The organism is Pseudomonas ficuserectae (assembly GCF_024584585.1).
Taxonomy (GTDB): domain Bacteria; phylum Pseudomonadota; class Gammaproteobacteria; order Pseudomonadales; family Pseudomonadaceae; genus Aquipseudomonas; species Aquipseudomonas amygdali.
In genome coordinates this window covers 745,296-768,391 of the sequence record NZ_CP085684.1, presented here as the reverse complement: position 1 = coordinate 768,391, position 23,096 = coordinate 745,296, and the positions used below count along the sequence as shown (strand labels likewise).

The following is a 23,096-nucleotide window of genomic DNA, read 5'->3' as shown; positions in this document are numbered from 1 at the left end:
GGTCCAAAGTAGCCGGTTCTGCCACGTTTTCCTAATGTAAAAACCGGATACAAAGCTACGCCCCGCTGATTCCCGACACCGGTGACGCCTAGGCTTTCGGGCGATACCCCTCAATGATCGCCGAGAAATCCTTGCCGCCATCGCCACGCAGGCTCATGGCCTGGTACAGCTGTTGCGCCACGGCGCCGAGGATGACCGGTTGATGCGCAGCGCGCGCAGCCTCGGTTGCCAGGCCAAGATCCTTGAGCATCAACTCAGCGCCAAAGCCGCCGCTGTAACCGCGTGACGCTGGAGCGGTTTCGACAATGCCAGGCCACGGGTTGTACGCCTCGGAACTCCAGCAACGGCCAGTCGAGGTATTGATGATGCCGGCCAGCACATGAGTATCGATGCCCAGCGCATTGCCCAATGCCATGGACTCGGACACGCCGATCATGGAAATCGCCAGCAGCATGTTGTTGCAGATCTTGGCAATCTGGCCGGTGCCCACCTCGCCACAATGCACGATGTTACGGCCCATCTGCTCCAGTACCGGTTTGAGCACGGCAAAATGCTCGGCAGATCCGCCGACCATGAACGTCAACGTCCCGGCCTGCGCGCCACCGGTGCCGCCTGACACCGGCGCGTCGCCCAACACCACGCCTTGCTGTGCGGCGACAGCGGCGATGTCACGGATGGTCTGCGGGTCGATGGTGCTGCAATCAACCGCCGGAACGCCGGGTGAGATGCCTTTCAGCACGCCGTCGTCGTTCAGGTACACACTACGCACATGCGCCGCAGCAGGCAGCATGGTGATGACCAGCTCGCTGCCTTCGGCGGCCTGCCGGGGTGAGTCGCTGACCTCTGCGCCCAGTCCGGCGAATTCAGCCAGCACGCTCTTGTTGAGGTCGAACACCTGCAAGGTGTGTCCGGCCTTGATCAGGTTGCGGGCCATGGGCGCGCCCATGTTGCCCAGACCGATAAATGCGATGTTCATTATTGTTCTCCTGGCCTGGCTGAGAGGCTGTGCTCAACGCAAATTGATCGTGGTGTTCACGCCGTCGTTCACGCTGTCGTCATCGAACCAGCGGCTGGTAACGGTCTTGGTCTGAGTGTAGAACTGCACCACCTGTTTGCCGTACGGGCCCAGATCGCCCAGCTTGGAACCCCGCGAGCCAGTGAAGCTGAAAAACGGTACCGGTACCGGAATCGGAATGTTGATCCCGACCTGCCCGACATCGATCTCGCTTTGAAACTTGCGTGCCGCCGCGCCGCTCTGGGTGAACAAGCCAGTGCCGTTGCCGAACGGGTTGGCGTTAACCAGCGCGATAGCCTCATCAAGGGTGTCGACCTCCAGCACAACCAGCACCGGACCGAAAATCTCCTGGGTGTAGATCTGCATGTCGGTGGTGACACCCGAGAACAGCGTCGGCCCTACGAAGTTGCCGCCCTCGTAACCCGGCACCGAAACCTCCCGACCATCCAGTTCAAGCGTCGCGCCTTCACGCACACCGCTCTCGATGAGATCCAGAATGCGCTGCTTTGCCTTTCTGGAAATCACTGGCCCGATGTCCGTGCCCGCCTCCTGACCGGCATTTACCTTGAGTTTCTGCGCCCGCGCCTTGAGGTCCGGCAGCCACTGTTTCGACGCACCGACCAGCACCACTACTGAGGTCGCCATGCAACGCTGGCCCGCTGCACCGAAACCTGCGCCCACCAATGCATTCAGCGTTTGCTCACGGTTGGCATCAGGCAGCACGACCGCGTGATTCTTCGCGCCCATCATCGCCTGCACACGCTTGCCGTGCCGACCAGCCAGATCGTAGACATGCGTGCCGACAGCGGTCGAACCGACAAAGGAAACAGCCTTGATGTCCTTGTGAGTACAGATCGCGTCCACCACGTCCTTGCCGCCATGCACCACATTCAGCACGCCGGCCGGCACTCCGGCCTCAATCGCCAGTTCAACCAGCAACAGCGTCGACAGCGGGTCCTGCTCAGAAGGTTTGAGGACAAAGGTATTGCCACAGGCAATCGCCATCGGAAACATCCACAGCGGAATCATCGCCGGGAAGTTGAACGGCGTGATGCCCGCGCAGACGCCGATGGGCTGGCGCAAGGTGTAGGTATCCACGCCATTGGCAACGTTTTCGGCAAACTAGCCCATTTGCAGCGTGCCGATCGAACACGCGTGCTCGACCACCTCAAGGCCGCGAAAAATATCGCCCTCGGCATCGGCCAGGGTCTTGCCTTGCTCGGCACTCAATACTGCCGCAATGCGTTTGGAGTGTTCGCGGATCAGCGCCTGCAATTTGAGCATGATGCGCATACGCACACCGACAGGCGTTTCGCGCCAAGTGCGATAGGCCGCGTGAGCCGCAGCGACGGCAGCGTCCACCTCATTGGCCATGGCAAATGGCACCCGGGCGAGGACTTCCTGAGTCGCAGGGTTGACGATGTCTTGCCATTCACTGCTTTGAGAGTCTATCCACTCGCCGTTGATCAGCAGTTTTACGCGAGCAATGGTGGTTGTGGTGTCGTTCAACGAGGCGTTCATTTCAGCGGTTCTCCCTTCAGCAAACCACGCATCCAGCGCATGTGCAGATGGATCGCCGTGGTCTCCCGGCAGTCTTGTTTTTGAGTTGGTCAGGGGGCGTGCTTTGGAGTATAGATGTGCAAACTTCTAACAAGAACGCAGATAAAAGCAGGGTCAACATGCAAAAAAACATCACCTCCCTGGGGCTGTTGAACTGGGATGACCTGAAGTTTTTCCTTGAGGTGGCACGCACCCGAAAAGTCAGCAGCGCGGCCCGGCGTCTGGGCGTTGACTACACCACCGTGTCGCGGCGCATCAACTCGCTGGAAACCTCACTGGGCACACTGCTCTTCGAGAAATCGCGCAACAACGGCTTCATCATGACCGCCGAAGGTCAGCGCCTGCTGGGTTATGCCGAGTCCATCGAAAGCACACTGCACATGGCTTGCGAACAGGTTTCCGGGTCCAGCGTCGCGCTATCAGGGCATGTGCGCATGGGCTGCACCGAAGGCTTCGGCAGCTTCTTCATCACCCCGCAACTGAGCCACTTTCTCGACAGCTACCCGAGCATTTCGCTGGACATCCTGCCGCTGCCGCACTTCATCAGCCTCTCGAAACGCGAGGCAGATATCGTCATCGCCCTGGAGCGCCCGGAACACGGCCCCTACGTGTGTTGCAAACTCTGCGACTACAGCCTGCGCCTGTATGCGACCCAGGCGTATCTGGATAGCCACCCGGCCATCGAGCAAAAAGCCGACCTGAGCGGACACGTCTTCATCAGCTACGTCGACGATCTGGCGTTCAGCTCCGAGCTGCTGTACCTGAGCAACCTGCTGCCCAACGCCCAGGCACAAATGCGCAGCACCAGCGTCATCGCCCAATACACCGCGGCGCTCCAAGGCCGCGCACTGGCGATCCTGCCATGCTTTCTGGCCGCCCAGGACCCGCGACTGCTGCCGGTGCTGGCAGAAGAAGTGAACATCACTCGTCAATTCTGGATGTACTGCCGGGAGGACCTGCGCAAGTTGAAGCGGATCACGTTGCTGTGGGATTACATTCGGGAAGTGACGGAGTTGAATAAGGGTTTTTTGTTGGGGGAGAAGTCGGAATTACGCTTTGCAAGATGATGCGCAAGAAGTTGCCTTGTCCTGCTGTGTAATAGAGGCACTGGATAGCTGAGGAGCAAGCTTCACGTACGTTTCGAGGCGCTGCGCAACATCGCGAAAAAGCGCGCAAGATGATGCGCAGATTTTGCTGCTTTTTTTGCTCCACGCACCTAAAACCCATCCCTAACGTCGCCAACCTACTGATTCATATATAAAAATATTATCTGGCACCTTTCTTGTTATCTCTCACGCTATTCAGCGGGCGAATTCGTCCGTTACCGCGGAGAGTTTCGGATGTTCGCACCTGCCAGTCAGCCTCGTTTCAGCCTGAGCATCGATAGCCACAACGGCATTGATCATGGTTTTCAGGTAACGGCGTTTACCGGCCATGAGGCCATCAACCAGCCCTTCTGCTTTACGCTTGAGCTGGTCAGCGAGCGCATGTCGCTGGACCTTGAAGACCTGCTGAATCGTCCTGCATTTCTGCAGTTCGCGCCAGATGCTGGCGGCATTCATGGCTTGATTGATCAGGTATCCCAAGGCGACTCCGGCGCACGCCTCACGCACTACTCGATCACCCTGCGCCCGCATCTGGCCCGGCTCGGGCATCGCACCAATCAGCGTATTTTCCAGAATCGCACCGTGCAGCAGATCATTGCGCAGGTACTGGAAGAACATCACCTGCTGACCAATGACTACCGCTTCAAACTCGGCACCACATACGCCAAACGGGAATACTGCGTGCAGTACAACGAGTCGGATCTGCATTTCGTCCAGAGACTGTGCGAAGAGGAAGGTCTGCACTATCACTTCGAACACAGCCCCACAGCGCACCAACTGGTGTTTGGCGATAACCAGATGGTGTTTCCTAAACTCGATTCGGTGATCTATCGCCATGACAATGGCCTGGTGGCCGATGAGCCGGTCATCAAGCGTTTCAAGCTGCGCCTGGAAACCCGCGTCAACCGCACCACTCGCCGCGATTACCACTTTGAAAAACCCCTTCTGAAGATGGAAAGTTCAGCGGATATCGAGACGCAGCCTGATCTTGAGGACTATGACTACCCCAGCGGTTTCATCCACCGTGATCAGGGTCTGCAACGGGCGAATCGAGCCCTTGAACGCCACCGCCACGATTACCGGCTGGGCGAAGGTCAAAGCGATCAGCCTCGTCTGGTCAGCGGTCATTTTCTGCCATTGGATGGACATCCCAACGAGGACTGGAATGATCTGTGGTTGCTCACTGAGGTGCGTCACGAAGGCCACCAGCCTCAGGTTTTTGAAGAGTCCGCACATGAAATCCAGAGCCCTGACAACTTTCAACAGGGCTATCGCAATACCTTTTTCGCTACTCCCTGGCAGGCCTTGTATCGCCCGCCTCTGCATCATCCCAAACCGAGAATATTCGGCAGTCAGACTGCGGTGGTGACTGGCCCGAAAGATCAGGAAATCCACTGCGACCGGCATGGCCGGGTCAAGGTGCAGTTTCATTGGGATCGTGAAAGCAACGGTGATGACAAGAGCAGCTGCTGGCTGCGAGTATCGTCCAGCTGGGCTGGTAATCGCTACGGCGGCATGACCATTCCGCGGATCGGCATGGAAGTCCTGGTGACGTTTCTGGAGGGCGACCCTGACCAGCCATTGATCAGCGGCTGCCTGTACCACGCCGAACACATCCCGCCCTACGACTTGCCTGCGCATCAGACGCGCAGTGTATTCAGAACCCTGAGCAGCCCCGGCGGCAACGGCTCCAACGAACTACGCATCGAAGACCGGGCCGGTCAGGAGCATATCTATGTTCACGCTCAACGCGACTGGGAGCAGAACATCGAGCACCAGCAAAAAATAAGAGTCGGTCATGAGCGACATGACCGGGTCGAGGGCAACAGCTACAGCGAGTTCAAGGCTGAGGAGCATTGCACTGTCGATAGCAACCGGCTGACCGAAGTCAAAGCGGACGATCACCTGACGGTGGGTGGAACACAGCACATCAGGGCGGGCGATGGGTTACTGGCATACGCCGGGCAGGAAATTCATCTCAAGGCCGGTAACAACGTGGTAATTGAGGCGGGACTGGAAATCACCGTCAAAGCGGGTGATTCCTTTATCAAGATCGACGCCAGTGGCGTGACCATTACCGGGCCTCAGATAAAACTCAACTCAGAGGGCAAGCCAACCTTGGGCACCGGCGCATCGCCCGTTTTGCCTGGGCTTGTGAAACAGGCGGGTGACACGGGACCAGGGCAGTTGCTGACGCAGCGCCTGGGTGAACCAGGCCCGATAGTAGAGCTGTGCCAGAAACCCGAGAATGGAACGCCCATGGACTGCCCACTTGCCGATTGCGGCTGTCGCAGAGCGTTGCTGTCGAGAGGTCCAGCATGAGCGTTTACGTACTGTTGGAGCGCGCCGACTCGCTGCTGGAACAACTCTACCAACGGCTGCCCGATCCAGCGCCCGCCGTGTTATTCGACAAAACCGAGCTGGCCGCCTACTGGGAGAAAAGTCCGCTTTTTTTGGACACATCAGGCAGCAATACCCTCGTTGAGGCAATGCATGAAGAGCCAGAATCCTGGCCCGGCCTGATCATCGAAAGCCCCTCTCCCGCCGACGTGTTGCTCGGCCATCTGCGGCACATTCTGTTTGTCAGGTTCGACGGACAACGCCGAGGCGTGCTGCGCTACTCACACCCGGTCACTGCCAGCTATTTCTTTACCGTTGATGCGCCTCAATCCATCGCCCAGTGGTTCGGCCCTATTTCCAAGCTTGGCTGGTACGGCGGCACCTGGGAGGACCTTGCACGAGGCAAGCAGCGCTGGTTCGACGTTCGCAATCCACACGCACCTGATTGGCAACCGCCACAACCTCAAGTGACGTTCGGTTTAAACCAGTGGCAAGAAGACGCGTTGCGGCGCCAGAACAAGGAGTTCTTACAATGACCAACGGCAGCCTTAGCGCTGGACCATCCTGCGAAATGGACAAACTGATCGTCCAGATCGTGGGCAAGAAGCATTCGGACCAGCAGCAGGTTTTGCTGCTCGGTTCTGATGGGACCCGTATCTATTCACCCAAATCGGAAGTGCTGGAAAGGGACCTGTTCAGCAGCACCCTGAAGGTCTGGGATCACATCGAGGGCACGCATCTTCATCTGCAGATCGCGCCCCTTGAAGGCGAGCCGATTCGCCTGCCGTTGCTCAGCGGCACCAAGGTCACACCGCGACAGGCCGATGCGCAGTTCAACCAGATCGTTCCGGTATTACCGTTCGTGGCATTGCCCGGTTCGAAAACGTTGGACGACATGGGTACACCGGTGCTGGCTCGCGCGGGTTATGTGTATGTGTTTTATCAGGAGAAGCTGTGGCGCGAGCTGGAGATCCACGTCAGCGAAAACGGCAACACTTATCACGACATCGACGTGGCACGATATCGTCAGCAAAGCGGGTTTCTAGCGGGCGAGCGCAAGGCCACTGGCCAGGCGCTTGAGGACATCTGGCTGCCGGCACTCTGGAACAACCGGCACGTGCAGACGCTACAGTTGTGTTTCTCGGAAATACAGCTCAGCGCGGCACGCCTTGAGCGTCTGGAAAAAGACGCGGCTTCAAGAGATCAGCGCTGCAACAGCCCTGACCTGAGCGGGTCGAAAATGCGCTTCAAGGACCTGTACAAGGGCAAGCCCGATGGCAAAGCGATGCTCGATGCGTTTTCCGGCTTTGATGCCAAAAACCCTGTCGCCCAGGCACTCATCGCCCCGATCAAGGCGACCCGGCTGAATCTGCAATACAACGCGTTCCCAGTCAGCCTGGCTGCACCGCAGCGCGCCCGCCAGCCCGGTTATGAAAGGCTGCTCGATCATCCGGCGCGGTATCTGTGTGATCTGTCGGGGCAGTTTCCGGTCGAGTCCTTCAGAGAAGCCAAGGCATTTCTCGCTCAGACTGGCAGAGGTGTTGCTGTGCAGGATGTCAGGCGCCTGGAGCTGACAGCGATGGCCGACGCGCTGCTCGCCAGTTTGCCGATCGAAGCGGATGCCGAGCCCGTCGATGCGGGGGTGCTCTGGGAAGCGCAGGCCGGTGTCGTCGATGTGCTGGAAAACGCCCGCCAGCGGCAGGTCTGCGGTGTACTGCTGGACGATGCCTGCTATCGCCTGCGTCATCTGCGACAACGTGTCGATACGTGCCAGCAACTGTTCGCGCTGTGCGCCCGACACGCCGTTCTTCACCCACACCATGCCAGCGCGTTGCTGGTGCAGCAACTGGTGGTGCCGCGCAGTATTCGCGGTCAGGAAAACCCGCTGCACGCGGCGATGGCCAAGCTGCATGAGCCTGGCAGACGAGCGATCAACCAATGCACTGCCACGGTCCAGCGCGCGGCGGTCTGGCGGCACATGCGCAGTGCTCAGGACGCACTGGTCGCCAGCCTGAAACAGAGCACTACGGAGCAAATGCTGGCGGATCATCTGAGCCTTGAAGGTTTCGACTACGTGGCGGCGATGTATGAGTTGAGCCGGACGCTGGCGACTCTCGCGCTGCTGCCATCCAACGTCGATCCGCTGGCACCCGGTGGCGACATGGTGGATGCGGTCACGGGTGTTGGGGTATGGGATCAGGCCGTGAGCCTTGGGCAGAAATTTTTGAACCACATCGCCAGCGATGACACGTCGCCCCTGCACCTCATGCTCTGGCCCGAGTGCGATCTACAGACCGCTTGCGCGCCTTATGTCGTGCCGGTTACAGATGATGAGAACAAAGGCGACGGCCGTTTTCGCGCCACCGAACTGGCCCGTTTCGAGACTCAGCCAGCGCCTGACCCTATCGCCCAAGTCACACTGGACGCCACCACCCTCGCTAACTTGCTGGCGGGCGACAGCCTGCAGAACTTCTTCCTGATCAACAACGGCAAAGCTACAACAGCGGCGCTGGTCGGGATCTTTGAAAACCTGCAAAGCGCCGCAGATGGCGCTGCGAACGCCGTCGCCAAAGCCAGCCAGACTCTTGTGTCAGCCAAAGGTAATGCAAACAGCGCCAATGCCAACGTCCGGTCGGCAATCGACCGACTGGCCCAGATGCAAAAACGCCTCGGTGCAAACGCCGACAAGATCAACGTCAACCGCCAGGGCCGAGGCGTACAACAACTGCGCAGCATGATGCCCGAGCATTTTGGTGCTGCTTTCCTGATCCGGCGTAATCAGGTCACTCCACAACACTATGTATTCGGCCTGGAAGACCTGCCCGGCCGTGAGTCATTGCCGAAAACACGCTACGGCGAATACCTGAGACCCGACGGAACGCCATTTGGCGACATCGCCCCGCCGCATCCCTCTTCTACCCGCCTGGCAAAAGGCGACCATCTGGTGCTGGTGATCCCACGCGGCCACAAAACCGCGCAGGTGGTCGGCGACATGAACCGAACGCTCAAAAAAGCTCGTGAGGCGGCAGGTGCGGTGGGTGATGCTGAACGGGGTCATATTCGGGCGAAGAGCGGGTTGAGCGAGGCGATAGAGGGACTGGATTCGGAGAAGAACAAGGCGGCTTATCGGGTGCTGGGGTCGACACTGTAGTGGTCTAATGGTTCCGGACACTCATTTAGGCGAGAATATCGCCAGATAGAGGTGTCTGATGACCAAACAACGCCGTACCTTTTCCGTTGAATTCAAACGCGAGGCCGCAGGCCTCGTGCTCGATCAAGGCTATAGCCATATCGAAGCCTCCCGCTCGCTTGGGGTGGTCGAATCTGCGCTGCGTCGCTGGGTCAACCAGCTTCAACAAGAGCGCAACGGTGTCACTCCACAGAGCAAAGCCCTCACGCCCGAGCAGCAAAAAATCCAGGAGCTCGAAGCCCGGATCGCCCGTCTTGAGCGGGAGAAATCCATTTTAAAAAAGGCCACCGCGCTCTTGATGTCGGAAGAGCACGAGCGCATGCGCTGATTGATCAGCTCAGTGTCCATGAGCCAATCGAATTGCTGTGCGAAGTGTTCGAGGTACCTCGCTCGTGCTACTACAACCATTGCCTGCGGCGTCGGTCTCCAGACGCCGAGCGGGTTCGTTTACTTAGCCGAGTCAATGAGCTGTTCGGGCAAAGTCGAGGCGCTGCCGGCAGCCGCAGTATCGTGTCGATGATGCAGGCGGATGGCGAGCAAATCGGTCGGTTCAAGGTGCGTAGCTTGATGCGGGAGCTGGGATTAATCAGCAAGCAACCAGGCTCGCATGCTTATAAAAAAGCAACAGTGGAGCGGCCTGACATTCCGAACATTTTGAATCGGGAGTTCGATGTACCCGCGCCCAATCAGGTCTGGTGTGGCGACATCACCTACATCTGGGCGCAAGGAAAATGGCATTACCTGGCGGTGGTTATGGATCTTTACGCGCGTCGGGTGGTGGGCTGGGCGTTTTCGAACAAACCGGATACGGACTTGGTGATCAAGGCGCTGGACATGGCTTATGAGCAACGCGGCAAGCCTCAGGGCCTGCTGTTTCATTCCGACCAGGGCGTCCAATACGGGAGCCGACAGTTTCGCCAGCGGCTTTGGCGATACCGCATACGCCAGAGCATGAGCCGCCGGGGTAATTGCTACGACAACTCGCCGATGGAGCGTGTGTTCCGCAGCTTGAAAACTGAGTGGATACCGACCGTGGGCTACATGACGGTCCAAGAGGCTCAGCGGGATATCAGTCATTACCTGATGCATCGTTACAACTGGATTCGGCCACACCAGTTCAATGATGGAATGGCGCCCGCTCAGTACGAGAAAAACCTTAACGTCGTGTCCGGGATCAGTTGACCACTACAACACCGTTTTGTCTGGCGGTGCTGATGCTGGAGGTTTGGAATGTGAGTTCGGAGGCGTCTGCTTGGGAGCAGACGGTTAGGGAGAAAGGCGTAACTAGAACGGATTTAGGGAAACTCTGAAAAAGACTTCCTAATTTGGCAAAATCTCCGGACACCAGTCGCCGAGCTTTTCGATGATGAAACAGATGACCTTCGCCGACGCCGAGTATGCCGGCAAGCGCAAGCAGACCCGTAAGGAATTGTTCCTGATCGAGATGGATCAGGTGGTGCCCTGGAAAGGTTTGATTGCCCTGATTGAGCCCTATTATCCAAAAGGAGAAGGTGGCCGGCCCGCCTACCCACTGATGGCGATGCTGCGTGTTCATCTGATGCAGAACTGGTTCGGCTACAGCGATCCGGCGATGGAAGAAGCGCTGTATGAGACGACCATCCTGCGTCAGTTTTCAGGCCTGAGCCTGGAGCGAATTCCAGACGAAACCACCATTCTCAACTTCCGTCGTCTGCTGGAAAAGCACGAGTTGGCGACCGGGATTCTCGGCGTAATTAATGGTTATCTGGGCGACCGTGGCTTGTCGTTGCGTCAAGGCACCATCGTCGATGCCACGCTGATTCACGCGCCCAGTTCGACCAAGAACAAGGATGGCAAACGCGATCCTGAGATGCATCAAACCAAGAAAGGTAACCAGTACTATTTCGGCGCCAAGGCTCACATCGGCGCCGACGACGAGTCAGGCCTGGTGCACAGCGTGGTAGTAACAGCGGCCAATGTGGCAGACGTCACGCAGGTTGCCAAACTGCTGCACGGCGAGGAAAACGTAGTCTGCGCCGACGCAGGTTACACCGGGGTCGAGAAGCGCGAAGAACACGCTGGGCGCAAGGTCATTTGGCAGATTGCCGCCCGCCGCAGCACTTACAAAAAGCATGGAAAACGCAGTATTTTGTACAAGGCGATCCGCAAAATCGAGAAGGCCAAGGCCCAGGTTCGCGCCAAGGTCGAGCATCCGTTTCGGGTCATCAAACGCCAGTTTGGCTATGAAAAAGTGCGCTTTCGGGGCTTGGCCAAGAACACCGCGCAGATGGTGACGTTGTTCGCCCTGTCAAACCTGTGGATGGCCCGCCGACATTTGTTGGCGAGCGCAGGAGAGGTGCGCGTGTAATGCAGGAAATGGTTACCGCAAAAGGCTTTGCAGCGGCCGAAAGAGCTAAAAAGCGAAGATAATTGAGCAAATTTCGACATGCATCGTTTTTTGAAAAGTGCTGAGGACTCGGTAGCCGGAAAACATCCGGCTACTTCAGACCTTCCCTAGACCACTTCTAATACCGCAAGCCTCCACTGTTTCACCCGGCAGCAGCGTGTACCTGTTATCAGGTGTATCAGAATCAATGACACACCCGGTGGAAGAAGCAGTACCGTTCAAAAAATCATTGTGATAACCACTGCGGACTTCCACGTGGTTCAAGCCAACCTCCGCGTTGAGGATGACCCCATGACTCACTCGATCAACAACTAATAACGCCGCCTTGCTCAATGTTAATCCTTGCGCTGCAGTCAGTGCTGCCAGCTCACCCAGCGCACTGACGTTTTCTTCCGTCAATGCCTGCTGACCAAACAAGGCGATAAGGTTTTGCCTTCTGGAGTTATCCAGAATCGCGACCTCAAACTCCTTTCGAACAGTAATATCGATATCGATGCAAATATATTTTTCAACGCCGCCCATGTCATCGAGAATAGGTATTATGGTGCGTCGATGCCATGCGTCCTTACCGGTACGACCCGAGAGCCTGACCTCACCGTTCCACACCTCATTTTCAGGTACCCATCGCCACGGCTCAGAGGCTGAAGACATGCCGGTCCAGACTTCATCGATCTTCAGCTCTAAAAGCTCAGCTCGCGAATGCTGCGAGCTTTTTACGAATCGTTCGTTAACGTAGGTGATACGTCCGGAGGCCGAAACTTCGCAAACGATTGAAACTTCATCCAGGGCATTTTTATGCTGCACCAAGGTATTCATCAGCGAGTCGATACGCAGGCCAAAGTGATTGCGCATACTGGCGGCAGTGCGATTTACCGCTTTTATAGCCTCCTGTATTTCCATGGGGGCATCAGCGACCAACATAGCTTCAGCGGCCACTGCGCCTGAAGCGATTTCTGCCTCATACGAATGAAGTTTGCCCAGATGGGCAAGCGAACGCTTGATCATGAACCCCATTAAAATCAGACTGATCAGTAAAAAAAATACTGCAAACAGTGTCGCCTGAATCACCAGGCTATAGAGTTCGGTAGCGATTCTCTCGGCATTAAAAGACAGACGCATCACGCCATAATCTTTCCCGCCGACCGTAATCGGGCGATTGACATCGAATAATCTCGCAGCGACTTCGGACTCTATCCACGCAGGGGCCCTTCCAACAGGCGCACTGGCTGCCTGCAGGCGAATGACGCCACCCGACAGGTCAATAAACACGGCCGACTTGAACGGCGAGCGAGCCAAGGTTTTTTCGAGGGTCCTTTTGATGGTGTCGTAATCGCCGATGACGACGCTTTCCTCTACAGCTTGCGCGGCGACCTCGATCAGCATGTTAGCGGTGTCTTGTATCTCTTCAATATGCTGAAGCAGCTGGTTTTTATAAAACAGCCCCAGCCCTGTCGTCAAAAAAGTCAGTATCAGAATGGATAACATCGCCAGTATTCGCGACGTCAGTGATTTGGGCAGCAGGCTTTTAAAGAAATTCATTAACAGCCTCTCCAGCTAAAGTTGAAATTATTTACTTAAGGTTTGCTGGCAAACTGTTATAAAAATCACGATAGGACGCATAATCCGCTTCCGTCGCAGGAATGAAGGTAATCGGTGCCGGTGCATGGACCAGCTCGGTCGCCTCACGAAGAACCCTGCTACCGTCGGGATCGTTTTGCATATTAAAAAATGCGTTGGCTACCGCATCACGTTCTTTTTTAGAAACCCGAGGGGATGCCATGAGGGCCAGGTCATTGAACGAGGCCGAATTCCACAGCACACGGAACGACTTACCTTCTCTCTCAGTGTAGCCACTTACAAGCTGTGAATTGGCCCCCATCGCTTGAGCCTTGCCACTAAAGAGTTGGCTGAAAGCGCCATCCATGTTTCCGGCAAACACGGTAGACGTACTGATCCCTTTCTTCACCAATTCCGAGTTTGTGACTTTATAAGCGATGAACGCTTCCGGTCCCGGATACACGACTTCCTTGCCCTCTAGCTCCGAAAGGCTATGAATGGGCGAGTCGGCAGGTACCACGATCTGCCCTTCGAGGGCAGGCGCGTCACGGCGACCAAACACCTTCCAGCCCATCTTGTCGCGTTCCGGGCTAAAAAGATGGTTAGTAAAAGCGAAATCAACTTCTTGCGCGAGCACATAACTTGTTGTATCAGAGGATGTTCTGACCTAATTTCAGCGTGAGATTCACGTCGCTTTTGTCGGACACATACTTTATGATTGGATTCCAAAAACTGGCTGACAGATTAAGATTGTACTGATTGACAGGCGAAAAGTTGTAAACCTTAAGTTCTTCAGACGCGGCCACATTTGACAAGGCAAACGACAGGACAACCATTATAGCTTTGCAGCCCAGGCATAACTTCACTTGTCAACTCCACATGCAGACTAACGTCTTACCCAACGGTGATGAGCAATAACTTAAGCTCAGTAATATAGTATGATCGGCCGACAACCTTGAATCTTAAGCACCGACTGCATGAAGAAATATTAATCGGCCAGCCAACACACCTGCCTGCCGCGTCCGCACGATAGTCTTGAACTGGACAGGCCGAGGTGGCTTTTGCTGCATGACCATTGCCTCGGCCGCAACGTGCAGTACCCTGCAATGAGCTATTGCTGACGACAGATCAAACAAAAAACCGCTCTTTCAACGGCACCAGTGCCGCACCGATAGCCGCCGCATCGCCATTGGTCTCACTCAGCAATAACTGAGGCCGAGGCGGTGGCGCGTTGTAGCGGTGGACTCCCCAGAAAGCCGTCGCCGCAATCAGGCGTCTGCCCAGCTCTGGCGGTAATTGCCCGCCAAACACTACCGCCTGTGGATCGAACAGGCCCGCCAGTGCGTTAACCAGACGATCCAGGGTTGGTTTGACGCGTGCCAGCCAAGTGTCCACGCCGGGCCAGTCGGGGTCGAAGCGCAGGCGCAGGTCTTCGATTGAATCTACCTGTACGCCGTTCTGATGCAATTCATCCAGCAGGTAACGCAAGGCCGGACGGTTTATCGACTCTTCGTCGTTGTAGAGGGTGATCTCGCCCGCGTTGCCGTGGCTGCCGAAATACGGTTTGCCGTTGATCACCACGCCTGCGCCGAAACCGAAGTTGAACGACAGGTAAATGAAGTTGCTGGCCCAGGCCCCCACGCCCACCAGGCTTTCACCGATGGCCGCAGTGGTGGCGTTGTTTTCCAGCCAGACCGGCATGCCGAAGCGTTCTTCGAGTATCGGTTGCAAGTCAATCAATGACCAATCGCGCAGCGGTTCGGGTGCATTGATCTGGCGGTTCTCAAGAAAAAAACCGGCGATGGCGAAGCCCATGCCAATTACTCGTTGCGCCTCGATGCCATTGCGTTGAAGCATGCGTTCGATGGTCTGATCAAGCGAATCCAGCGTGCTGTTGCGGCTCAACGGCGGCGTACGCAAGGTGACCTGTTCCAGCACATTGCAGCCCAGATCGGCGATGCAGACCACTGCCGAATCGGTATTGATCGATACGCCGATGACATACACCGCCTCGTTGACCAACTCAATGCGCGGGCTGGGCTGACCACGGCCGTTCTTCACTCGCTCGCCGCTGCGCAGTAGGCCTTGGCTGATGAGTTCTTCGATCAGACGGTGCACCGACTGCTGAGCCAGGTCCATCTCGGTCGAAACCGTGGCGCGGGTGATCACACCTCGACGGCGAAGGATATCCAGCAATTTGCGTTCATTCAGGCTCAGCGGTTGGTGCGCATGAAGTGGCGTATCGAGGTCGAGGGGCATGGAATCTACAAATCAGGGGAGGATTAAAACAGTGGGCGTGTAAAGCAGTGTATCGCCCGCCACCCATTGCATACTTCCATCATGAAAATTTAATAAAAGTCGCGCAGGTCACAAATACTACACACAAGCTGTATTAAATGGCACTGAGTTCTTGTGGGTGTCCTCATGCCTTTCATCAGTAAGACGCTTTCCATGCTGGCGCTGCTGCCGTTCGCTGCTCAGGTCTTCGCCGCCCCCGCCGAGTTCTGGTATAGCCACGGCGGCGCGGCCGGAAGTGCCATCGCAGATTTGTGCAGAAGCTTCAATGCGCAGCGTGAGGATGGGGATCGCCTGCACTGTATCCGCCAGGGCAGTTATGAGCAGACGCTGCATAAGACCGTCGCAGCGTACCGCGCAGGCATAGGCCCGGCGCTGGTCGAAATCTATGACGTGGCCACGCCTGACATGCTACTGGGCGGTGCCACTCTGCCTGTCGAGGCCATCATGGCCGGTCATCAAAGGGCCTATTCCGACGACACCTTTCTGCCAGCCTTGCGGCGCTATTACTCCGATGATCACGGCGCTCTGGCGGCCCAGCCTTTTGCGGCGTCCACGGCCGTGCTCTATACGCACCGAAATGCCCTGGCCGCAGCCGGTATCAGCGAGCCACCCGCCACTTGGGAAGCATTTGCTACTGCCTTGCGGGCCTTCAAGAAAAACGGCCACACGTGCCCTGTCGTCAGCGAATTTTCGCCGTGGATCTGGCTGGAGCAGACCAGTGCAGCGCAAGGCACCGAAGTTGCGGTTCGCGCCGCTGGCACCGAACGCTATCAGTTCGACAAAGGCGCCCACCTGCGGCTGATGAACGACCTGGCGCAATGGACCGCCGAAGGTCTGGTGGTGCACGAGGATTCGACTCGCAGCGGCCAACAGGCGCTGGCTTTCGCCACCGACGACTGCGCCATGCTGATCGACTCCACCGGTGCCTGGAATATCGTGCACAGCACGCTCAAATCCGATATCGATGTCACAGCACTGCCGATTTACGCCAACACACAACGTCGTACCAACGCTCCCGGAGGTTCCTCGCTGTGGGTGATGCGTGGGCATGCCGCTCGGGATTACCGGCTGGTCTCGGAGTTTCTGGCGTTCGTACTGCAGCCGGATAATCAGTTGGTGTTCAGTGCCCGGACCGGCTACCTGCCAGTTACTCAGGCGGCAGCGGCACGGTTGCAATCCGCAGGCAGAGAGCCGTCGGCCGTAATGGTCGGGCTTGCGGCACTTCACGACATTGACGGCCAGCCTTCTACGCCTTTGCGCTGCGGCTTTATCACGCTGATGCGTCTTGTTTGGTCGCAGGAAATGGAAAACGCGCTCGCCGGTCGCCAGAGCGTTGAACACGCCCTGCGTCAGACAACGCTGCGTGCCAACGAATTGCTCAGTCTGTTTCAGCAGATGCATCAGGCCCAGGCCAGCAACGAGTCAGACGGGGCAACGCCATGAAGCCTCGTGCGCATTTTCCGCAACCGCGCCTGGCGCTGCTGTTTGCCCTGCCCCAATTGCTGGCACTCGGGTTGTTCTTTTATTGGCCTGCAGTCCAGGCAATCTGGTGGTCGTTTCATCTGGTGCCGCCCTTCGGCGGTAACGAAATCTTTATCGGCCTGAGCAACTATTGGCGAGTGTTGAGAGACCCTGGCGTGCTCGCGTCGCTAGGCTCGACGCTGGTGTTCAGCCTGTCGAGCGTTGTGCTTTCGATCCTCATCGCACTGGTGCTTGCGCTGTGCCTTGAACTGAAACTGCGCGGCAACGCAGTGTTTCGCAATCTGCTGATCTGGCCCTACGCGGTATCGGGCGCCACCATCGGCATTGTCTTTCACGTGCTGACCAATCCGGTGATGGGAATTTTCGCCTGGCTTAACGCGATTGCCCCCGGCACTTGGGCACCCTACGCCAGCCCGATGCAGAGCATGTTGTTGCTGATCGTGGCGTATGCCTGGTGCCTGGTGCCGTTCAACTTCGTGATGCTGGTCGCCAGCTTGAAGTCCGTCCCCGATGACTACCTCGCCGCCGCCGCACTGGATGGAGCAGGCCCGTTGCGACGCATGCTCGACATACAGCTGCCGCTGATTGCGCCCTATCTGCTGTTCGTGTTTGTCATCGACCTGCTGGAAAGCCTGTCGAACAGCTTCGGACTGGTCGACACCCTTACCCACGGCGGGCCCGGCGATACCACCAACGTACTGGCCTACAAGATTTACACCGACGGTTTCATGGGCCTGGATCTGGCAGGTTCGTCGACACTGTCAGTGCTCATGTTGCTGGCAGTTGTAGCGCTGAGCATCGCTCAGTTCAAACTCTTGTCCCGCTTCCAGCGCCGTGGGGTGAAAGCATGATCGAGCGTCACCGGCTGATCGACGCGGGCGCTTATCTGCTGCTGACGCTCGGGCTGGTGTTCGCGCTGGGGCCGCTGTACGTCGCAGTCTGCTCGGCAACTGTGAGCAACCCACAACTGTTCGCCCACGGCCTTGCACTGATACCCGGCGACCAACTGCTGGAGAACCTGCAACAAGTCACCCGACGCCTCGACCTGCTGCGCTTGCTGGGCAATAGCCTGCTGGTCGCCACGCTGGTGGTAATCGGCAAGCTGACACTTTCGGCGCTGACAGCATTTGCCGTGGTGTACTTTCGCAGCCGCTACACCTCGGTGATCTTCTTTGCCGTGCTGGGCGCTCTGCTGCTGCCGCTGGAGGTACGCATCATCCCCACGTATGCGGTGGCCAGCGACCTGTTCGGACCGCTACGCAACCTGTTGCAATGGCTGGGCATCCAGTGGCTGCCGATGCCGACCATCAACCTGCTCGACAGCTACACCGGGCTCGCCTTGCCGCTGATTGCCTCAGCCACCGGCACCTTTCTGTTCCGGCAGTTTTACCAGACTCTGCCCGCCGAACTGGTCGAGGCCGCACGTATGGACGGTGCCGGGCCCTGGCGTTTTTTTGTCGACATTCTACTGCCGCTGTCGAAGACCAACTTCGCGGCGCTCGGCACGCTGGTTTTCATCGGCGCGTGGAAAGACTACCTGTGGCCGCTGGTCGCGACCAATCGCGAGGACATGCGCACGCTGGTGCTGGGCGTCGCCAGCTTTCTGCCGACCGATGCAACCCAGGTCCCCGAATGGAACCTGCTGATGGCCGCCGCCGTGGTCAGCATGCTACCCCCCATCCTCGTCATTGCGCTCATGCAGCGATGGTTTGTCAAAGGCCTGATCGGAGTCGGTAAATGAACGCGCTCACCCCTATTGCCTGCGCGCCGGATATCGTCCTCAAGGGCCTGCACAAAACCTATGGCTCAGGTCACATCCTTCATGGGCTCGATCTGGTTTTCAAGGCGGGCGAGCTTAACGTCATCCTCGGCCCGTCCGGGTGTGGCAAGTCCACGTTGCTGCGCATGGTCGCCGGGCTGGAGGACGTCAGCAAAGGGCAGATTCTGATGGGTGGCCGCGACGTGACGCGTCTGCCGCCCAAAGAACGCGGCTGCGCCATGGTGTTTCAGAACTACGCGCTCTACCCGCACATGAGCGTCGCCGACAACATCGGTTACGCGCTGAAGCTGGCACGCATCTCACGCACGGAGCGCGAACAGCGTATTCGCGAGTGTGCCAGTTCGCTGGGGCTGGAAGAGTTGCTGCAACGCAAGCCCGGAGAGCTTTCCGGCGGTCAGCGTCAGCGCGTCGCGATCGGTCGGGCGCTGATCCGCAAACCGCCGGTGCTGCTATTCGATGAACCGCTGTGCAATCTGGACAGCGCGCTGCGCCATGAAATGCGCCTGTTGATTCGTAACCTGCACCAGCAGACCGGTGCGACGATTCTGTATGTCACCCACGATCAGACCGAGGCCATGACCCTCGCCGAGCGTGTGGTGATTCTCAACAAGGGCCATGTCGAGCAGATCGGCACGCCCACCGACATCTACGATCAACCCGCCAGCATATTCGTCGCCAGCTTCATCGGCACCCCGCCCATGAACCTGCTGCCTGTGCACTGCCTGGACGACAACGTTCTGATCCTGGCCGACGGACAACGCCTGCCCATCAAACTCGGCATTGCCAGCAACCGGACAGGCAAATGGCTGATGGGCCTGCGCCCCGAGACCGTCGTGCTCGGCCAGACAGGCGTCACCGCCACCGTGGAGTCCTCCGAAAATCTCGGCAGCCACAGCCTGCTGTATTGCCAGTTGGCCGGAACACGCTGTGTTATCAGTCTCGCCGAACGGCAGCATCTGATGCCCGGCACCCAGATTCGACTTGCCATCCATCCCGCGCCCTTGCTGTTCGATATCGAGAGTGGCCAACGCCAGCTCGTTTCCTTCTCCCAAACCACCAAGTGACCCGCCATGCAAAAAACTGCGCCCCTCGTCCGCTCGTCCCTGATTGCCCATCGTGGTGCCAAGGCTTACGTGCCGGAAAATACCCTGCTGGCCCTGGAGAAAGCCGCCGAGTGCGGCGCCGAGTGGGTCGAGATCGACGTGAAGCTGACCCGCGATGGCCAGCCTGTCGTGATTCACGACGACTTGCTGGACCGCACCACCAACGGCCGTGGCGCCGTGGTGCTGCATGACCTGAAGGCTATCCGCGCGCTGGACGCAGGCAGCTGGTTCGCGCCTGAATTCGCGGGCCTGCAGATCCCGACCTTCGAAGAGATCGTGGCCTGCGCGCTGCGCCTCAATCTGGGTTTGCAAGTCGAACTCAAACCGACCATTGGCGACGATATCGAGACGGCGGAAGTGGTGATGCCAATCCTCAAAAGCCTGTGGCCCGCCGACAATGATCGGTTGTTCGTCTCCAGCTTTTCGGTGCGCTCGCTAACTGCCGCCCGCCGCTTGTGGAACGACGTACCACTGGCCATCGCCTCGGTGGTCGCGCCTGCTGACCCGGTCGCTTTGCTGGCCGAATATGACTGCCGAATACTTCACGTACTTGACGACATGCTCGATGACCATCACCTTGTTCGCGTGAAAAGCAGCGGCGTCGAATTCGCCGTGGCTACCATCAACAGCCCGAAACGCGCGCGTTACCTGCTGGAACACGGCGCGCAGTCGATTCTCAGTGATTACCCGGACCTGTTGAACCTGCCGAACGGAGGCTGTCTGCAATGAAAAACCGACTCAGTGTCGCCATGCAAGCTGTAGAAAAGGCCACTGGCCTGGCCATGGCATATTTCAACGACCGCCACACCCTCGACATCACCACCAAAAGCGCACAAGACCTCGTCTCCCGCGCCGACTTCGAAGTGGAGCAACTGCTCCGTGCAGAGCTGAGCAAACACTTCCCCGACGATGCAATTCTTGGCGAAGAAATGGGCGGCGAATTCATCACCGACGGCTGGGTTATCGACCCTATCGACGGCACCGGCAATTACCTGCGCGGCACCCCATTGTGGGGAATCGCGGTGGCGTACATGTCGGCAGGTGAACCCGAAATCGGCGTCGTCGCCTACCCGGCATTGGGCTACACCCTCGCAGCCCGCACCGGCGAGGGCCTGCTGCGCAACGGCATCCCTTTCGTCCGCCCGCAACCGCCAGAGCACTTGCGTATTGCCGGCGTAGGCGAAAATACCCGATGGGACGCTGAAGAGTTGGGACGGCTACAACTGACCTTGCGCCAACAAGGCTGGGGCCTGGCAGGCTATCGCTGCGCAACCATCGGCCTGGCGTTCGCCGCGTTGGGGCAAACGGATGGGTACATGGAGAAATTCACCAGCCTGTGGGACATCGCAGCAGGCGCAGTGATTTGTCGAGAAGCTGGATTGCTGTGCACGATTGAAGGCGAGCAGAAGCAAGGGTCAATGACTGTGATGGTCGGGCGTGAGGAGTTGATGGAGATTTTTGGTGCGTAATGCGCCGGGCTAATCGACGCAGTTTTCTGACTGCGTTTGTCCGCCTGCTGGCGTGCCTGCCCTTCGTCAACAGCAGGCTGCTGGCGGCAGAAACCTTTCCCGCATTGCGCCAGCCTGCAGCCGAGAAAGGTATCCGGTTCGGCTTTGCGGTTGATCCGGCAAAGCTGAATGACGATGCGGCCTATCGGCAACTGGTCGCCCGTCAGGCCAGCATCGTAGTGCCAGAAAACGCCTTGAAGTGGCAGACCGTCCACCCCGAACCAGAGCGTTACAACTTCGCACCCGCCGACGCAATCGCGGGGTTTGCGAAAGCGCATGAACAGCGTATGCGCGGCCATACTTTCTGCTGGCATCGCTCTTTACCCGACTGGGTTCACCAAACCGTCACCCCGACGAACGCCGAAGCAGTGCTGACGGCGCACATCAGTACCGTCGCCAGCCATTATCGCGGCCTCATCAGCGCATGGGACGTCGTCAACGAAGCCATCCAGCTGGAGGACGGCCAGCCTGACGGGCTGCGCAATTCATTCTGGTATCAGATGCTCGGGCCTCGCTATCTGGACATAGCCTTCAAGGCTGCGCACAAGGCTGACCCGGACGCCCTGCTCTGCTACAACGATTACGGCCTGGAAAAGGATACCCATTACGGCGAAAGCAAACGCACTGCTGTGCTCGCCCTGCTGCGCGGGCTCAAGCAGCGCGGCATTCCGATACACGGCTTGGCCATTCAGTCCCATCTGCGTGCAGGCGACACATTTGGTCCGGGCCTTTCCCACTTTATTCTTGCAGTGCGTGATATGGGGTTGTCGATCCACATCACGGAACTGGACGTCGACGACAGCCACTTCACGGGGTCCATCGCAGATCGTGATGGATCAGTTGCAGCGACTTATAAGCGGTATCTCGACGTGGTGCTTGCCACGCGCTCGGTATCTACCGTTATTACGTGGGGGGTTTGGGACAGCCCGCATGTTGCAGGCGCCACGGCCAGTAACGGGCCGTTGGCACAGCGGGCATTAGCGTTTGGCCCGCGAGGTGAGGTGAAGCCGGCGAGCTGGGTGATCGCGCATTGTTTCGAAAACGCGCAAACACAGAAGGATGAGCTGTTTTAGGTGCTCAGCGGCTCCCACGGCAGCAGTGCAGCCAAAGTGGTTCAGCGCTTTTTGACGCCTGAAAACGACGAAGCCCCCGATAAACGGGGGCTCCGGGTCTGGACCTGTACAGCAGGGTCCAGCGATATCCTAGAACGGAATATCATCATCAAAGCTATCAAAGTCAGCAGCTGGCTGCGGCGCTTGCTGTTGCGGCGCCGGGCGCGAGTCGCGTTGTGGCGGCTGCTGGTTGTAGTTTTGCTGAGGTGCGGACTGCTGCGGCGCCGATTGCTGTGGGCGCGACTGCTGTGGACGCGGTGCGGACTGGTTGTAGTTGCCGCCGCCCTGACCTTGTTGGGAGTCGACTTGCGGACGGCCGCCCAGCAGTTGCATGGTGCCCTGCATGTCGACGACGATTTCAGTGGTGTAGCGCTTGATACCGTCTTTTTCCCACTCGCGGGTCTGCAGCTTGCCTTCGATGTAGACCTGCGAACCCTTACGTAGGTATTCGCCAGCGATTTCGGCAACTTTGCCGAACATCGATACACGGTGCCATTCGGTCTTTTCGACTTTCTGACCGCTCTGCTTGTTAGTCCATTGTTCGCTGGTTGCCAGACTCAGGTTGGTCACGGCGTTACCGTTAGGCAAGTAGCGAACTTCGGGATCCTGGCCGCATGTACCGACCAATATGACTTTGTTAACCCCACGGGCCATAACGT

At 57.9% G+C, this 23,096-nt stretch carries 15 protein-coding genes and 4 pseudogenes; 13 read left to right on the top strand and 6 right to left on the bottom strand.

Features of this window, described 5'->3' with window-relative positions; translation table 11 throughout:
- Nucleotides 1-88: 88 nt before the first annotated feature.
- Both mmsB and LJU29_RS03445 read right to left on the bottom strand, forming a co-directional pair.
- Nucleotides 89-976, bottom strand: a complete 888-nt coding sequence (mmsB, locus tag LJU29_RS03450; RefSeq protein ID WP_257111650.1) for a 3-hydroxyisobutyrate dehydrogenase — start codon at nt 974-976, stop codon at nt 89-91.
- Between the two features lie 33 nt (nt 977-1,009).
- Nucleotides 1,010-2,536: pseudogene (locus tag LJU29_RS03445) on the bottom strand (CoA-acylating methylmalonate-semialdehyde dehydrogenase).
- Nucleotides 2,537-2,694: 158 nt separating this feature from the next.
- On the opposite strand from LJU29_RS03445, the gene LJU29_RS03440 reads away from it, so the two are divergent.
- The 6 genes and pseudogenes from LJU29_RS03440 (at nt 2,695) to LJU29_RS03415 (ending at nt 11,558) form a co-directional block, all read left to right on the top strand.
- Nucleotides 2,695-3,642 carry a LysR family transcriptional regulator gene (locus LJU29_RS03440; RefSeq protein WP_257111649.1) on the top strand — a complete coding sequence of 316 codons (948 nt, stop codon included), beginning with the start codon at nt 2,695-2,697 and terminating at the stop codon, nt 3,640-3,642.
- Between the two features lie 273 nt (nt 3,643-3,915).
- Nucleotides 3,916-6,003: a type VI secretion system Vgr family protein gene (locus LJU29_RS03435; RefSeq protein WP_257111648.1), complete on the top strand. Its 2,088-nt coding sequence runs from the start codon at nt 3,916-3,918 to the stop codon at nt 6,001-6,003.
- Complete coding sequence (locus tag LJU29_RS03430; protein WP_054994768.1) at nt 6,000-6,557, top strand: DUF4123 domain-containing protein; 558 nt, start codon at nt 6,000-6,002, stop codon at nt 6,555-6,557. Before LJU29_RS03435 ends, LJU29_RS03430 begins: the two co-directional genes overlap by 4 nt.
- A pseudogene (locus LJU29_RS03425) lies at nt 6,554-9,166 on the top strand (toxin VasX); the annotation flags it as partial. The gene LJU29_RS03430 and the pseudogene LJU29_RS03425, both read left to right, overlap by 4 nt.
- Before the next feature lie 64 nt (nt 9,167-9,230).
- Nucleotides 9,231-10,393 (top strand): IS3 family transposase gene (locus LJU29_RS03420; protein WP_122320854.1). Its coding sequence is split into 2 segments (ribosomal slippage): nt 9,231-9,486 and nt 9,486-10,393, totalling 1,164 coding nucleotides; the frame shifts between segments, so codons are not numbered across the junction.
- 184 nt (nt 10,394-10,577) lie between these two features.
- Nucleotides 10,578-11,558, top strand: coding sequence for an IS5-like element ISPsy2 family transposase (locus LJU29_RS03415; RefSeq protein WP_054078085.1), 981 nt, complete (start codon nt 10,578-10,580; stop codon nt 11,556-11,558).
- A 147-nt stretch (nt 11,559-11,705) separates the two neighbouring features.
- On the opposite strand, the pseudogene LJU29_RS03410 reads toward LJU29_RS03415, so the two are convergent.
- The 3 genes and pseudogenes from LJU29_RS03410 to LJU29_RS03400 form a co-directional block, all read right to left on the bottom strand.
- Nucleotides 11,706-13,136, bottom strand: a pseudogene (locus LJU29_RS03410) (PAS domain-containing protein); the annotation flags it as partial.
- Nucleotides 13,137-13,167: 31 nt separating this feature from the next.
- Nucleotides 13,168-13,990 (bottom strand): annotated as a pseudogene (locus LJU29_RS03405) (phosphate/phosphite/phosphonate ABC transporter substrate-binding protein).
- Nucleotides 13,991-14,282: 292 nt separating this feature from the next.
- Nucleotides 14,283-15,413, bottom strand: a complete 1,131-nt coding sequence (locus LJU29_RS03400) for an ROK family transcriptional regulator (RefSeq protein ID WP_057452760.1) — start codon at nt 15,411-15,413, stop codon at nt 14,283-14,285.
- Between the two features lie 165 nt (nt 15,414-15,578).
- Between LJU29_RS03400 and LJU29_RS03395 the strand changes: the two genes are divergently transcribed.
- From LJU29_RS03395 to LJU29_RS03365, 7 genes are read left to right on the top strand one after another with little or no spacing between them, the layout of a single operon-like run.
- Nucleotides 15,579-16,895, top strand: a complete 1,317-nt coding sequence (locus tag LJU29_RS03395; RefSeq protein WP_257111645.1) for an extracellular solute-binding protein — start codon at nt 15,579-15,581, stop codon at nt 16,893-16,895.
- Nucleotides 16,892-17,785, top strand: a complete 894-nt coding sequence (locus LJU29_RS03390; RefSeq protein ID WP_257111644.1) for a carbohydrate ABC transporter permease — start codon at nt 16,892-16,894, stop codon at nt 17,783-17,785. The genes LJU29_RS03395 and LJU29_RS03390 overlap by 4 nt, the downstream gene beginning before the upstream one ends.
- Nucleotides 17,782-18,675, top strand: coding sequence for an ABC transporter permease subunit (locus LJU29_RS03385; protein ID WP_005753237.1), 894 nt, complete (start codon nt 17,782-17,784; stop codon nt 18,673-18,675). The genes LJU29_RS03390 and LJU29_RS03385 overlap by 4 nt, the downstream gene beginning before the upstream one ends.
- On the top strand, nt 18,672-19,778 hold the full coding sequence (locus LJU29_RS03380) for an ABC transporter ATP-binding protein (RefSeq protein WP_257111643.1): 1,107 nt from the start codon (nt 18,672-18,674) through the stop codon (nt 19,776-19,778). Before LJU29_RS03385 ends, LJU29_RS03380 begins: the two co-directional genes overlap by 4 nt.
- Before the next feature lie 6 nt (nt 19,779-19,784).
- Nucleotides 19,785-20,546, top strand: a complete 762-nt coding sequence (locus tag LJU29_RS03375; protein ID WP_257111642.1) for a glycerophosphoryl diester phosphodiesterase — start codon at nt 19,785-19,787, stop codon at nt 20,544-20,546.
- Entirely contained in the window at nt 20,543-21,286 is a 744-nt protein-coding gene (locus LJU29_RS03370) for an inositol monophosphatase family protein (protein WP_005753240.1), read from the top strand. The genes LJU29_RS03375 and LJU29_RS03370 overlap by 4 nt, the downstream gene beginning before the upstream one ends.
- Nucleotides 21,286-22,398, top strand: coding sequence for an endo-1,4-beta-xylanase (locus tag LJU29_RS03365; RefSeq protein WP_257111641.1), 1,113 nt, complete (start codon nt 21,286-21,288; stop codon nt 22,396-22,398). The genes LJU29_RS03370 and LJU29_RS03365 overlap by 1 nt, the downstream gene beginning before the upstream one ends.
- Nucleotides 22,399-22,527: 129 nt before the next feature.
- On the opposite strand, the gene LJU29_RS03360 is transcribed toward LJU29_RS03365, so the two are convergent.
- Nucleotides 22,528-23,091, bottom strand: coding sequence for a single-stranded DNA-binding protein (locus LJU29_RS03360; RefSeq protein WP_257111640.1), 564 nt, complete (start codon nt 23,089-23,091; stop codon nt 22,528-22,530).
- Between the last annotated feature and the right edge of the window lie 5 nt (nt 23,092-23,096).

Bases quoted from the DNA above. Each gene is read 5' to 3' on its own strand.
- LJU29_RS03385 (WP_005753237.1), top strand. From the start codon at position 17,782: ATGATCGAGCGTCACCGGCTGATCGACGCGGGCGCTTATCTGCTGCTG.
- LJU29_RS03380 (WP_257111643.1), top strand. From the start codon at position 18,672: ATGAACGCGCTCACCCCTATTGCCTGCGCGCCGGATATCGTCCTCAAG.
- LJU29_RS03395 (WP_257111645.1), top strand. From the start codon at position 15,579: ATGCCTTTCATCAGTAAGACGCTTTCCATGCTGGCGCTGCTGCCGTTC.
- LJU29_RS03365 (WP_257111641.1), top strand. From the start codon at position 21,286: ATGCGCCGGGCTAATCGACGCAGTTTTCTGACTGCGTTTGTCCGCCTG.
- LJU29_RS03390 (WP_257111644.1), top strand. From the start codon at position 16,892: ATGAAGCCTCGTGCGCATTTTCCGCAACCGCGCCTGGCGCTGCTGTTT.
- LJU29_RS03400 (WP_057452760.1), bottom strand. From the start codon at position 15,413: ATGCCCCTCGACCTCGATACGCCACTTCATGCGCACCAACCGCTGAGC.
- LJU29_RS03415 (WP_054078085.1), top strand. From the start codon at position 10,578: ATGAAACAGATGACCTTCGCCGACGCCGAGTATGCCGGCAAGCGCAAG.
- LJU29_RS03360 (WP_257111640.1), bottom strand. From the start codon at position 23,091: ATGGCCCGTGGGGTTAACAAAGTCATATTGGTCGGTACATGCGGCCAG.
- LJU29_RS03430 (WP_054994768.1), top strand. From the start codon at position 6,000: ATGAGCGTTTACGTACTGTTGGAGCGCGCCGACTCGCTGCTGGAACAA.
- LJU29_RS03440 (WP_257111649.1), top strand. From the start codon at position 2,695: ATGCAAAAAAACATCACCTCCCTGGGGCTGTTGAACTGGGATGACCTG.
- LJU29_RS03375 (WP_257111642.1), top strand. From the start codon at position 19,785: ATGCAAAAAACTGCGCCCCTCGTCCGCTCGTCCCTGATTGCCCATCGT.
- LJU29_RS03370 (WP_005753240.1), top strand. From the start codon at position 20,543: ATGAAAAACCGACTCAGTGTCGCCATGCAAGCTGTAGAAAAGGCCACT.
- LJU29_RS03435 (WP_257111648.1), top strand. From the start codon at position 3,916: ATGTTCGCACCTGCCAGTCAGCCTCGTTTCAGCCTGAGCATCGATAGC.
- mmsB (WP_257111650.1), bottom strand. From the start codon at position 976: ATGAACATCGCATTTATCGGTCTGGGCAACATGGGCGCGCCCATGGCC.